Source organism: Microcoleus sp. K1-B1 (assembly GCF_036704705.1).
Lineage (GTDB): Bacteria > Cyanobacteriota > Cyanobacteriia > Cyanobacteriales > Microcoleaceae > Microcoleus.
The window spans coordinates 19,181-31,859 of sequence record NZ_JAUBSH010000007.1; the positions used below are offsets into that span (position 1 = coordinate 19,181).

Sequence of the window (12,679 nt, forward strand, 5' to 3'; positions counted from 1 at the left end):
CGGTAACACCGGAATGATGTTGACTGTTGACGGTTGACTGTTGACGGTTGGCTGTCAACAGTGAACTCGAATTTACTATTCCGGTGCTAACGGATTTGATATGAGATATTCGGTGAAAGGACAAAGCAGTGCTGTGTTTCTACAGCAGGTAATTGAGAATCGACAAATATTTAAACAGAGACGAAATCTTCAGGGCCAATGAAATTGGGAGCAACACCTGTCAAAGAAGCTAAAACTTCACCGCTGCTGGCTAGTCTAATTAATGTGCCGTTAGTTCCAGGGGAAATTGATAGCTGTCCGAAGGTCAAGCCGTTGATTAATTGAATTGTATCTTGAGAGTTGCCGAAATCAGAGATGGTATCAACTCCCAATCCCGCACCTAAAACAAATACATCGTTGCCCACGCCACCGACAAGGGTATCGTTGCCCAAACCGCCGTTGAGGGTGTCAAAACCTTTGCCGCCAGACAGGTAGTCGCTGCCGTCGCCACCATTGATGATATCGTTGCCCCGCAAACCAGTCAGCACGTCATCGCCTGCCAAACCGTTGATGGTGTCGTTGCCGGGAGTGCCAGTGAGCACGTCGTTGCCCGGAGTGCCGTTGATGACGTTTGCAGAGTTATTGTTGCCGGTGTCAGAAACAAAGATGTCGGTGGTATTGTTGGTATCCCCCGGCACGAGGTTGGATGCACCAGATGCAAACGCCACAAACCTCCCGTCGGCTGATATTGAGGGCTCAAATAACGCATCGTCATACTGCCCCCGATCGCCTCCTGAATCTACAGACACGCGGGTGGTAGTATTGGTTGACAAGTCCCGCACGAAGATGTCCTGTTTATTGTTAGTGTCTCCCGGCACGAGGTTGGATGCAGCAGAAGTAAACGCCACAAACCGCCCGTCGGCGGAGATGGAGGGGAGGAAGGAGTTTTCGTCCCCCTGAATGCCTGCTGAGTTTACAGAGACGCGGGTGGTAGTATTAGTTGACAAGTCCCGCACGAAGATTTTAGCTTGGTTAAAAAAATTGTTAGTGTCTCCCGGCACTAGGTTGGATGCCTGAGATTCAAACGCCACAAACCGCCCGTCGGCTGAGATGGAGGGACTGGAGGAGTCGCTGTTCCCCGGATTGCCTGCTGAGTCTACAGAGACGCGGGTGGTAGTATTGGTTAACAAGTCCCGCACGAAGATGTCGTCGCGATTGTTCGTCTCTCCCAATCGGTTGGAGGCAACAGATTGAAACGCCACAAACCGCCCGTCGGCTGAGATGGAGGGGGTGAGGGAGTCGCTGTTCCCCTGAAAGCCTGCTGAGTCTACAGAGGCGCGGGTGGTGGTATTGGTTGACAAGTCCCGCACGAAGATGTCGAACCGATTGTTCGTGTCTCCCGGCACTAGGTTGGAGGCATAAGATTGAAACGCCACAAACCGCCCGTCGGCTGAGATGGCGGAATTGTTGGACGGGGAGTTCCCCTGATTGCCTGCTGAGTCTACAGAGACGCGGGTGGTGGTATTGGTTAACAAGTCCCGCACGAAGATGTCGCTTTGATTATTAGTATCCTCCGGCACTAGGTTGGAAAAAGATGCAAACGCCACAAACCGCCCGTCGGCTGAGATTGAGGGATTGAAGGAGTCGTTGTTTCCCTGAATGCCTGCTGAATCTACAGAGATGCGGGTGGTAGTATTGGTTGACAAGTCCCGCACGAAGATGTCGTTTTTATTGTTGGTGTCTCCCGGCACGAGGTTGGATGCCTGAGATTGAAACGCCACAAACCGCCCGTTGGCTGAGATGGAGGAATTGTTGGAGAAGTCGTTCGCCTGATTGCCTGCTGAGTCAACTGAGACGCGATTAATGGTCATAAGTCCTGGCATTAAAAGTGCAAGTTTGGTACATTGACGAGTGTTCGATCGCATTGAAAAAATTAGATTTCAGAGAAAATTAGGTTTTTCGGAGTGCTGCACAAACACATACAGGACTGGTACAAAAAACCCGTTCGATCCGAAAAATCGTCAATTGATGCCACATATATTACGGCAGCGGCAGAAAGGTATAACCTGTGTTTTCTCCAGTTTAACTTGCACTAAAATTGGTGAGCCAGCCCGACCCGATCGCCCGTTGGCAAAAATTTCACGTCTTCGCCCGCACCTTTGGCAGAGAAATTAGGGCGCGCGATCTCGGTATGATAATTGCTTTAGCTTAAAACCCCTGAACAGAAATTATGCTGTTTTGCAGTCGATCGGGCGTTATACCTGGAACAAAACCTAGGAAATCTCCGGTATTCCTGAGTTTGATGAGAGTCCCTGAAAGCACTTGCGGTGGAGGATTTAACTCAGATGGCGTCATCAAGATTTTCATATCTTCTGGCACATCAAACTGTATAAAAATAGTTGTATTGGTCAACTCTTGCAAAACTACATCGTTAGGTGTCAAACCACTTGCTAATCCAATCCGATCGAAACCCAATCTGAAATGGTTAATGAGATCGGCTTGATTGATATCAGTAACTCCGGGTTCAGGTTGGAGAACGTATAAAGTTCTTCCCGCCCATTTAGGAGTAGTGCTACCGACCCCAGTAACTACACCTGATAAGAAGTCTCGACCCAAACCTCCAACCAGAGTATCATTGTCGTAACCGCTGTATAGAATGTCATTGCCTCTACCGCCCAATAAAATATCATCGTCTCCGTTATCTATAATCCAATCTGCATCTTGACCCCCACTTAAATAGTTATTTCCCTCATTTCCTTGCAAAAAGTCTTTACCTCTTCCTCCAAATAAAGAATCATCTCCCTCATCCCCTCTGAAACTATCTTCCCCGTCATTACCAAATACCAAATCATTAGCTAAAGATCCGCGAACTGTATCGTTACCTCCGAGCATCCAAATTCCTGAAGGGAAGTTAGTTACTCCTCCAAATTGGGAATTAACATCGTATAACTCAACTAATTCGGATTTGTCTTCGCCAATTAAGCGGGGTATTCCTGATGGATCTCTTCGTAAAGTCATAAGTTCGTTTCTCCTTGCGATGTCGCGATTTATTTTTCCACTCAGGGCAAGCTTCCGACTTTTATGCAAAAAAATAACTTTTATTTTTTAAAGCACAGATTGCGAGAAAGTTTTGCCAGTAATTACAGGGATGTTTCTGTACGGGTAGTTTCTAGACAATTACCCAGTTTGGATTGGCTGTTGCAGTCAAAATTTCCTCAACCTGAGCCGGAGTTAGATTCGGATTTGCATTCAAAACTAAAGCCGCTACACCCGCTACGTGAGGGGCTGCCATCGATGTGCCACTGTAGGTTTCGTAGGTGTTGTAGGGAGTTGTAGAATAGATGTCTACTCCCGGTGCAACTAGGTAATCCAAAGGTCGGAAACCTGCACGGTTAGAGAATTCATCCATCCTGCCATTTATATCAACTCCTCCGACACCAATTCCGAAGCGATCGGCATACATAGCTGGATAACTTGGTTCGCTAAAACCATCATTTCCTGCTGCCATGACGACAACAACTCCTTTGTTAGTTGCGTACTGAATTGCCTCACTAACCTCCATGCTAGGCGACCAGCCACCAATACTAAAGTTAATTACATTAGCTCCATTATCAGCAGCATAGCGAATTCCAGCAGCAAAATTATTGAAGTTCCCAGAGCCAAATTCCGGCAAAACTCTCACAGGCATAATCTTTGCATTGTAGGCAACTCCAGTTATGCCAAAATCATTTCGTTCGGCCGCGATCGCACCTGCTACGTGAGTCCCGTGACCGTCGAAATCCCCATCCATTGGGTTGTTATCATTAGACACAAAATCCCAACCCCTGACATCATCTATATACCCGTTGCGATCGTCGTCAATTCGGTTATTGGGAATCTCATCCGCATTCTGCCAAATATTGGCATCTAAATCGAGATGGGTGTAGTCAACGCCGGTATCGACGACAGCTACAACAATCCCATTTCCGGTAATTCCCCCCTGCCAAACTTCCGGCGCATTTACCATGTCTCTTGCCCAATCATTCCCGCCCAAATTAGGAACTTCGGGGAACTTAACTGGACTGTTAAAAGTGCCGGCTACTGCTGCATTTGCATCCACTAAACCGTATCCGTAATTGCTGCTAAAACCAGTACCAGGCGTGGCAGCAAGATTCAGGTTGTAATTCTTATAGTCAAAGTAACTATAAACTGCGACATAGTAATCTCCAGGAGTCAGGTTGAAGAAATTTATCTCGCCGGATGCACCTGCTGAAGCATAATCGCTGCCAAGAAGTTCATCATAATCAGCCTCACCGTTGCGATTCTTATCTTGAATCAGCTCGATTCCTGCCCCATCCAAAGCATCGATACGCAAGCTCAAATCGCTATTGTTGTTAATAGTAAAGCGGTAATAATCCTCGTTATCGTCAACTCCGACAAAATCAGAGAAGGTGAGGCGATTGTTGTCAGCAACACCAATATTGCGTGCAGTTGCTAAGGAGTTGCCTGGGTCTGATAAATTCAACTGATTAGCCGTTCTCGTTCCTGTTAGGGTATCTGTGCCGACAGCGATCGCCTCTGAGTTCGATTTTTGTTGAGCAGGAGATGTAGTGCTAGCGACTTGATTGTTGGCTGAGTAACTGAGGGTATCGCTGCTTTGGGCTACTACAAAATCTGCTATGTGTTGTTGTTCACCGATCGCCATCGCTGGCAAATTATCAGTGTCAAACCCGTTGCTAGGGACGCTACCGTTAAATTGACGGGATGCAGTGAAAAAGTTAAGCTGACCGCTGTTACCAAAAATTGTTAATGCTGCTGTGAGCTGCTGTTCGCGATCGATTGCAAATATACCGAGCGTACTTTCCATAAATGCACTCCTGATAATTTGAGATTCACTTGTGTTTAGGGGAGACACTTCTTGATTTTAAATTAATTAAGATTATTCCCAATGCGAGATGATAAGTCAATTCATAAATTCATTGCTTGAGTTCATAAAAGTCATAACCCTAATTTCATAAAAGTCATATTTTTCGGCAAGTTATGCCGTTTCAAGCTGAAGCTGTTGTTTTTGCGTCAAAACCATCGCTATGTGTTTTTCGTAATAGGCAGCTTCGTTAATGAATACAGGGAAAACAGTAGATTCTCCTTGATAGGGGAGTGATTCTCCCGTAAATGTGAGAAACATCGGTTCACCGGGATGTAAGGGTTCATAGTCTTTGAACTGAAGTTGGGGATGGATCGCAGCTTGCAGTTCACCTACTGAATTTCTGGGATAGTCTACTGAGCCGATCGCCTGATATACAGTTAAATATGATGGTATAGGAAGCGGCTTTCCCAGATTTTGTGCGTCGAGATAATCCAGAATGGCGTGAACCAGCATTTCGGTTTGCTGAAGCTGACGGGCGTTAATGACTCCCTGGGCGATCGGCCCAACTTCTATGGTGAAACCGAAAGCAGAGAGCGATCGAAGCATTGGGGCATTTTGACCATAATGCTCTCCCAAACAAACTCGCACTGAGGGATCGAGCTCACTCAAATAAGCTAATAATTGCAAATTGAATGGATGTTTGCTAGATGGTAAAATTGTCAGCCCCATGTTGGCCGTTGTGCTGTGAAGGTCAACGATCAGATCAGCCCCATGTTCGTCTTTCGGACATAGTTGGGCGGAAATTTCCTTAGCACGTCTGTTCTCGTAACCCATCAAATCTGGGTTAGACAAATCTTCCTCGGCAAAGCAACGATTCAAATCGCGATCGACATAACGCCGATTGGACTTTACCGCTTGAGGATTAGCTAATAGAGTAACCACCTCAAAGCTCGATCGTTTCAGTAAGTCGGGGAATTGTTGAAACTTCTTAATCAGATAAACCCCAGTCCACTCGTTTCCGTGGGTTCCTCCCACAACTGCCACTCGTCGAATTACTTGCGAAATCATGAATAATCCTCATTCAGCAATACTTAAATAGGTATTTCGTGCCGAAAGTTATAACTCTTAATTTCAAGATAAATAAGTTATTGCTATATGTCAAATACTTTTTTATATATAACAATATACTTAAAAAATATACTATTTTATCCCCGTTACAAAAGAGAATGTAACTGTAGGCCCGTGCTCCCAACCATGATAGTAATCATTCATTCCCAATCGTTCAATTCTAAAATCTAAAATCGTATAACCTATGGAACTTCGCCATCTTCGTTACTTCATTGCAGTGGCAGACGAACTGAGCTTTAGTCGCGCGGCAAAACGATTGCACATTGCCCAACCGCCCCTAAGTCAACAAATTAAAGATTTAGAGGCTGAACTGGGTGTGAAGCTATTCGATCGCAAAAATCACCCGATTCAGCTAACCCCAGCAGGACAAGCGTTTTTAGAAGAAGCTCGCGCAACTTTGGTACAGTTAGAACAAGCGGTACATAAAACCCAGCGCATCGATCAGGGTGAATTGGGTTATTTGACGGTGGGTTTTCCCAGTTCGATCGCGAATGGTGTCTTTCCAGAGATTCTGCGAAATTTTCGACAGCAATATCCAGAGGTACAACTGATTTTGCAGGAAGAACACAGTGCTTTTTTAATTCAGAGGTTGCGCGATCGCCAGACTGATATCATTTTTCTCTATCTCTACCACGATATTTCTGAAGCCAATGATTTAGAAACGATGTCTCTCACGCAAGAACCACTTGTCGTCGTTTTACCCAAAAACCATCCGCTTACAGCCCAATCCAAAATTTCGCTTTCCGACCTAAAGGATCAAGAATTTGTAATGCCACTTCATCAGATTGTGGCTGGCTTATCTGAGGAAATTTACCATGTATGTTCGCAAGCAGGGTTTGTTCCTAAAGTTGCTCAAACAGCCGTCTTTATGGTCACAATTTTGGGATTAGTCGCAGGCGAAACAGGTATCAGCATTCTGCCATCTCACGTACAGAATATTCAACGCGAAGGAGTGGTCTATCGTCAGATTCAGGAACAAACGACAACCACTCAATTAACTGCTGTTTGGCGGCCTAATCATTCGTCCACCATTTTGCAGCAATTTCTCAATATTATTAAAACCCTCTCAATTTATAGCAATCCTAAATGATTAGTGAGAAACAAGCCTAGGTAAAAAGCTGTGAAAAGTCCAGCAAGTACGGTGTGTCGCCATCAACAATCTGCCAGTTTTCTCCAATATCTCGCAGATCCGCACCCTACAGATTAAGACCACACAATATAGCTGCTACTCTAGTTCATGAACCTGGAATATGCGGTATTAACTGTTACTTGCCGCAAGTGGCGAAAGTAGAAAACAGATTAATTTTTGTAACTCTCCACGCTTGTCATGTCTGCGCGCCAGCAAAAAGACTGTACCTAGTTTTGCTTTTATCGCTGTCAACATAACTTTGCCAACTTCATGCAGCAACTGTTGGATACTGGGCTGGAAACTCCCTTGGTATAGGACTTACTTGCGAACTCATGTTCCATCCTACTTGCTTGCTAAAATTTTGAATTTGACCTTCACAAGTTCGACAACTAGAACCGCCGAGTTTCTGCCAAACTTCTAACTGCGAAGTCAATCCATATTTGCCAGTGCTGGATTGCATCCACATCCCATCCGCCCGAAGCTTCTGACAAAACAGATTCGCGCGCTTGTAGGGCGATCGACTAATGTTTCTGAATAGTTGCTGCCTATTATTTGTAGGCTATTATCCCATTTGGGTTGGCTGTTGTCGTCAAGATATACTCAACTTGGGCCGGAGTAAGATTCGGATTGACATTCAAAACCAAAGCCGCTACACCCGCTACGGAGAGTCTTAATCGCTTGGTAAACTCAATTTTAATACCTGTCCAACTGATACCTCGTGCTTGTGCGTCGCTACTACCACGGCACCTTCTAATCGCGGATCGTAACATCCAACCCAAGCTGCAGGATGACATTCGTGTACTAAATATCCGTACAGCCAAATTGCTCCTCTACCTTCTATGACAATTCCTTGACTTAATTGAACGTCTTGAGGAAGTTTCAAACCTGGTAAATCATCGGGCGTGATGATACCGTCTTGAGTTGTAATTCGCAAGCGCAAATGTTGATAAGCTAAACCGTCTTGAGTTTGATGGGGGATTATTTTTAATTCAATAGGATTCATTGGATGCACAAATGTTGAATGCTGCGATAAAATCATATACCTTTTAGGGTAAATTGGGAATCCGATCGCCAACTTTGAGTCCCAATTGGGCCGCCCTTCCGCCTCTTAGTTCGATCACTCCGTCAACGGGAACATCCGGGCCGTAGTTGGGGCAGGTTTCGCTCAAACACGGCGGTACGTTAGGAATTATCGCCTGCACTACGCCTTCCCGCAGAAAAACCATATCGAGCTCAATAAACACGTTTTTCATCCAAAAACGCACATTTCGCGCGGGTTCGATCGGGAAAAACATTCCCCTGTCATCCGGTAATTCTGTGCGAAACATTAAACCTGTGGCTTGCTCTTGGGGAGTTTGCGCCACTTCCAGTCCGATCGCCCGATCGGCTATAATCGTGTTAACAGAAATTGGCAAAAGCTGACCCATATCTATCCCGCCAAACAGCGACATAAAGTTGGATTCAGTCAGATTAGAATTTCCCGAAACAACTCCTAAATAATTACCAGATTTTTTATCTTTCATAATAGTTTGGTTGTCGGAAACTGAAAGCTCTAAATCGCTAAACTTCATGCCTTGTGTCAAGACAATTTTATCATTGCCGTTGCCAAAATCTGTAATTATATCGGCTTCACTAATAGTAGATGCGGCGGCAGTTTTTTCCATCACAAATAAATCATCGCCTGCCCCTCCTGTCAAGATATCCCTGCCTTCGCCGCCTATTAGCAAATCGTGACCCCGATCGCCAAAAATCCAATCCGACTCTTGTCCTCCATAGATGGTATCGCTTCCCTGCCCACCCGACACCGTATCAGCGCCTTCATTTCCGGCCAGCAAATCATTTTCCCGATCGCCAAAAATTCGGTCATTTCCCCCCAAACCTTGAATAGTATCATTACCCGCAAACCCTCTTATCGTATCGTTGCTGAGAGTTCCCGCGAGAAAATCGAAGCCGAAAGTACCGTCGATGTTAACCATTGTGCGTTTAAGGATGGGTTTAATAGAATGAAGATTTGGCGATCGGCATCCGCCAACCGGTACCAAAAGCTCGATCGCTAATTTTCAAACCAGGGGCTGCTTGCCGCCGTTTAAACTCCGCTTGCCTCACTAATTTTACTACACGTTTAACCACGGCTTCATCGTGTCCAGCAGCCACAATTTGTTGAACCGATTCGTGATGTTCTATCAACCGCTGCAAGATGTCATCCAAAACATCGTAATCCGGCAAAGAATCTTGGTCAATTTGCCCCGGTTTCAGTTCAGCACTCGGCGCTTTAGTAATAATATTAACCGGAATAATTTCCTTTCCCAGGGGCGGGTACGGGGGCATCGCCCCTACAGATCCGCCAGAATTCAGCCACCGACAAAGCGAATAAACGCGAGTTTTAGGCACATCGGAAATTACCGCCAATCCCCCATTCATATCGCCGTAGAGAGTGCAGTAACCCACCGCCATTTCCGACTTATTGCCCGTCGAAAGCAGCAAATGTCCGAACTTATTAGAAATTGCCATCAACAGATTGCCTCGAATCCGCGATTGAATATTTTCCTCAGCAATCCCGAAAGTTGTGTTGACAAACAAATCGGCGAGAGTGCGATCGTAAGTTTTCATCAAATCGCCGATCGGCAACATTTCGATCGCAACGCCCAGATTTCGGGCTAATTCCAAAGCATCATTAACCGAATGATCCGAACTATAAGGAGAAGGCATCAACACCCCTAGAACATTTTCCGGCCCGATCGCACAACTAGCGATCGCAGCCACCAAAGCCGAATCTATCCCGCCACTCAAACCGAGTACAACCTTAGAAAAACCGCACTTGCGAACATAATCTCGTACTCCCAAAACCAAAGCCGCCCAAATTTCGGCATCTCCTTCTGCCGGATGAAAACTCAAATCAGTTGTGGAACGGGCATCTTGCCCGTTCCCGCCTCTGCCAACGCCACTGCCGATCGAACCTACTACTTTTTGTCCTTCACATAATCCCAAATCAGTTGTGGAACGGGCATCTTGCCCGTTCCCGCTGCCAACTAAATCTTGTTTAGCTGCGTCATATTCCAGCACCGCCAAATCCGTTTCAAAAGAAGCTAATACCTGAATTAAATCACCCTTTCGATTCACAGCAAAACTGCTGCCGTCAAAAATAATATCGTCATTTCCCCCTACCTGATTAGCGTAAATAATCGGTATCCCGCAGCGGATGACGCTGTGCTGCAACATCGCAGAGCGCACTTCCCGCTTCCCCGCAGAATAAGGCGATGCCGACAAATTAACCACTAAATCTACACCCAATTTTGCCAAATCGGAAACAGGATCGCCCGCGTAACTGCGTTTACCCCAAAACTCCTCATTGTTCCACAAATCTTCACAAATTGTCACGCCGATTTTGAGTTCGCCAATAGTAAAATAATTGCTGTTTTCTCCCGGTTCAAAATATCTATCTTCATCAAATACATCATAAGTAGGCAACAAGCGTTTATGAAAAACTTGTTTGATCACGCCATTTTGCAACAAAACAGCGCTATTAAACAATGATTTTCCGCCGAGTTTAACAGCATTAGCATTAGGTAAGGCAGTGCCTGCTATGACTGCCAACTCCGGCGGCAAAGCTTGCGCCAGTTGCAGCAACTGTGCACCTGCATCTGCAATGAAACTCGGATTGATTAACAAATCGCGCGGCGGATAACCGATCAGGGAAAGTTCCGGTGTTAGCAATAAGTTTGCGCCCTCAACCTCAGCTTTTTTCGCAGCCTCCAGAATTAGGTTGGAGTTGCCCAAGATATCACCAATAGTAGGGTTGAGTTGTGCGATCGCAATTTTCATATCACCAAATCACTTAATAAATATTGCTAACAGTCCGCCCGCGCGGACTCACTTTCCTATAGTCCTAGATTTGAATGTAGCGAAAGATTACTTGGATTTGTAATGTTTCAACTCTTCCTCAATATAATAATTTACCAAATCCCGGTAAATATTTTCAACCACATCAGGATTCAAACCCGATTCTTGAGCCCACTCGCGCCGCTGCTGTAACATATCGTGAAAGCGATCGAACGATTTAACGCTAGCTTCACTCGTTTTGAACCTGGCGGCAGCGATGACGTATTGAAATCTTTTGCTCAAAGCCTCGATCACTTCTCGATCGATGATATCAATTTCCTCCCGAACTTCGTGAATATTAGCGCATTCATCAGGGTCTTTCATCGTCTGCACTCCTTAATAGCTTCTATTCTAATGTTACTAAATTGATCCCAGAATGTCATCCAAGGAACAGCTAGATAAACACCAGTGGCTTATTTTTGAAAGGAGCGAAAGCGGCCGCATCAAAGCGGTACAAACTAGCAGGGCGGCCAGCCCCCCGCGAAACCTTAACACCGGTATCGCACAAAAAACCCAATTTTAACAATCGAGATCTAAAATTAGAATAATCAGAAAAACTTTCCCCCAAAATAGTTGTATAAAGCTGATACAAATCGCTCAAAGTAAAAAGTTCCGGCAAAACTTCAAAAGCTACCGGACTGTATTCAAGTTTGTTACGCAGTCGCCGGTATCCGTATTCGAGAATTTGATTGTGATCGAAGGCCAGCTTAGGAACTTGTTGCACGGGATACCAAGCAATGCCGCCGACGCGGTGGCCCACACCCGCCACTACACTCCCAGCAATTAACTCAGCTTCCTCAAAGCGAACCAAAGCAAAATAACTCACCGAAAGATAGCGATCGCCCCTGGTAATTTCCCGAGGATCGCGCCCCGGTTCTCCGAAAGTATACAATTGCTCCAGATACAAATTTTTTACCCGGATTTTCTCAGACAAAATCCGGTAAGCCGCATTTTCAAGAGACTCTCCCTCGCGCACCAAAGTACCAGGAAGACTCCAAGAATCGATAAACGGTTCGTCTTGCCGCATTACCAACAGTACCAACAAACGGTTCTGCACGGCATCGACGGAGAAAATCACATTATCTACTCCTACTTTAAAGTCCGCTAATGAGCAACCTTCGCCCTTTTTCGTGCCTCGTGCCATGCGTACAAATGCTCCCTATTGATGTAATCTTCGATGGTCGGAGTCAGAGCTTCCCTGTCTCCTGTTTCCCGATAGGAAGTAGAAGAAACATTGGGAGCACTCAAAGATGCGATCGCCACGTCTGCACCCATGCGCCTCAACTGCCACAAATCTAATTGTTCTGACGGATAACCCGGTCGCGGTACTATCAGCAACTCCACTTGTTTTAACAATTGTTCAAATTGGTACCAGCGAGACAGTTGCCCCACCAAGTCCGAACCTATTACCAACGTCAAATCTGCATCCGGCCACAGCAATCTTGCTTGTTCCACAGTTTCCACCGTCCTCGGACTACTGAGTTCTGGATGCAAGCAAAGATTGTGTCTCGGAGAATTAATTTCTTGAATTATTAACAGCAGCATTGCCGATCGGTGTTCTAGAGAAGTTTGGTGTGACTTAAAAGGATTGTCCGATGCCCAAACTGCTACCCAATCAAAATGTTGGGAAAGCCAACTCAGAATTGTTTTGTGTCCTGCTGTGGGCGGATCGGCACTGGTTCCAAAAAGAGCAATCTTCTGCATAGGTAATTGTTGAC

At 45.6% G+C, this 12,679-nt stretch carries 12 protein-coding genes; 1 reads left to right on the forward strand and 11 read right to left on the reverse strand.

Features of this window, described 5'->3' with window-relative positions; translation table 11 throughout:
* Positions 1-170: 170 nt before the first annotated feature.
* The 4 genes from QUA83_RS03895 to QUA83_RS03910 all read right to left on the reverse strand — a co-directional run bounded on the left by QUA83_RS03895 (position 171) and on the right by QUA83_RS03910 (position 5,893).
* Positions 171-1,850 carry a calcium-binding protein gene (locus tag QUA83_RS03895; RefSeq protein ID WP_333291656.1) on the reverse strand — a complete coding sequence of 560 codons (1,680 nt, stop codon included), beginning with the start codon at positions 1,848-1,850 and terminating at the stop codon, positions 171-173.
* Positions 1,851-2,187: 337 nt separating this feature from the next.
* Positions 2,188-2,997 carry a calcium-binding protein gene (locus tag QUA83_RS03900; RefSeq protein WP_333291658.1) on the reverse strand — a complete coding sequence of 270 codons (810 nt, stop codon included), beginning with the start codon at positions 2,995-2,997 and terminating at the stop codon, positions 2,188-2,190.
* Positions 2,998-3,148: 151 nt separating this feature from the next.
* Complete coding sequence (locus QUA83_RS03905; protein WP_333291660.1) at positions 3,149-4,825, reverse strand: S8 family peptidase; 1,677 nt, start codon at positions 4,823-4,825, stop codon at positions 3,149-3,151.
* Between the two features lie 171 nt (positions 4,826-4,996).
* A complete protein-coding gene (locus tag QUA83_RS03910) occupies positions 4,997-5,893 on the reverse strand; it encodes an aspartoacylase (RefSeq protein WP_333291662.1) in 897 nt (298 codons plus the stop codon).
* 244 nt (positions 5,894-6,137) lie between these two features.
* Between QUA83_RS03910 and QUA83_RS03915 the strand changes: the two genes are divergently transcribed.
* Positions 6,138-7,043: a LysR substrate-binding domain-containing protein gene (locus QUA83_RS03915; protein WP_333291663.1), complete on the forward strand. Its 906-nt coding sequence runs from the start codon at positions 6,138-6,140 to the stop codon at positions 7,041-7,043.
* A gap of 307 nt (positions 7,044-7,350) precedes the next feature.
* Here QUA83_RS03915 and QUA83_RS03920 read toward each other — a convergent pair whose 3' ends face one another.
* From QUA83_RS03920 to QUA83_RS03950, 7 genes are all read right to left on the reverse strand, one after another.
* A complete protein-coding gene (locus tag QUA83_RS03920) occupies positions 7,351-7,608 on the reverse strand; it encodes a GUN4 domain-containing protein (protein WP_333291788.1) in 258 nt (85 codons plus the stop codon).
* 144 nt (positions 7,609-7,752) lie between these two features.
* A complete protein-coding gene (gene crn3 / locus QUA83_RS03925) occupies positions 7,753-8,085 on the reverse strand; it encodes a CRISPR-associated ring nuclease Crn3/Csx3 (protein ID WP_333179602.1) in 333 nt (110 codons plus the stop codon).
* A 43-nt stretch (positions 8,086-8,128) separates the two neighbouring features.
* Positions 8,129-9,058, reverse strand: coding sequence for a DUF192 domain-containing protein (locus QUA83_RS03930; RefSeq protein WP_333291665.1), 930 nt, complete (start codon positions 9,056-9,058; stop codon positions 8,129-8,131).
* A gap of 19 nt (positions 9,059-9,077) precedes the next feature.
* Complete coding sequence (locus QUA83_RS03935) at positions 9,078-10,904, reverse strand: NAD+ synthase (protein WP_333291667.1); 1,827 nt, start codon at positions 10,902-10,904, stop codon at positions 9,078-9,080.
* Between the two features lie 87 nt (positions 10,905-10,991).
* Positions 10,992-11,285 carry an isochorismate lyase gene (locus tag QUA83_RS03940; protein WP_333105335.1) on the reverse strand — a complete coding sequence of 98 codons (294 nt, stop codon included), beginning with the start codon at positions 11,283-11,285 and terminating at the stop codon, positions 10,992-10,994.
* Positions 11,286-11,355: 70 nt separating this feature from the next.
* Positions 11,356-12,105, reverse strand: coding sequence for an NrtR DNA-binding winged helix domain-containing protein (locus QUA83_RS03945; RefSeq protein ID WP_333291669.1), 750 nt, complete (start codon positions 12,103-12,105; stop codon positions 11,356-11,358).
* Entirely contained in the window at positions 12,066-12,665 is a 600-nt protein-coding gene (locus tag QUA83_RS03950; protein ID WP_333159749.1) for a nicotinate-nucleotide adenylyltransferase, read from the reverse strand. Before QUA83_RS03950 ends, QUA83_RS03945 begins: the two co-directional genes overlap by 40 nt.
* Between the last annotated feature and the right edge of the window lie 14 nt (positions 12,666-12,679).

Coding starts and splice junctions, on each gene's coding strand:
- QUA83_RS03895 (WP_333291656.1), bottom strand. CDS start 1,850: ATGACCATTAATCGCGTCTCAGTTGACTCAGCAGGCAATCAGGCGAAC.
- QUA83_RS03950 (WP_333159749.1), bottom strand. CDS start 12,665: ATGCAGAAGATTGCTCTTTTTGGAACCAGTGCCGATCCGCCCACAGCA.
- QUA83_RS03900 (WP_333291658.1), bottom strand. CDS start 2,997: ATGACTTTACGAAGAGATCCATCAGGAATACCCCGCTTAATTGGCGAA.
- QUA83_RS03910 (WP_333291662.1), bottom strand. CDS start 5,893: ATGATTTCGCAAGTAATTCGACGAGTGGCAGTTGTGGGAGGAACCCAC.
- crn3 (WP_333179602.1), bottom strand. CDS start 8,085: ATGAATCCTATTGAATTAAAAATAATCCCCCATCAAACTCAAGACGGT.
- QUA83_RS03945 (WP_333291669.1), bottom strand. CDS start 12,105: ATGGCACGAGGCACGAAAAAGGGCGAAGGTTGCTCATTAGCGGACTTT.
- QUA83_RS03930 (WP_333291665.1), bottom strand. CDS start 9,058: ATGGTTAACATCGACGGTACTTTCGGCTTCGATTTTCTCGCGGGAACT.
- QUA83_RS03915 (WP_333291663.1), top strand. CDS start 6,138: ATGGAACTTCGCCATCTTCGTTACTTCATTGCAGTGGCAGACGAACTG.
- QUA83_RS03935 (WP_333291667.1), bottom strand. CDS start 10,904: ATGAAAATTGCGATCGCACAACTCAACCCTACTATTGGTGATATCTTG.
- QUA83_RS03905 (WP_333291660.1), bottom strand. CDS start 4,825: ATGGAAAGTACGCTCGGTATATTTGCAATCGATCGCGAACAGCAGCTC.
- QUA83_RS03940 (WP_333105335.1), bottom strand. CDS start 11,285: ATGAAAGACCCTGATGAATGCGCTAATATTCACGAAGTTCGGGAGGAA.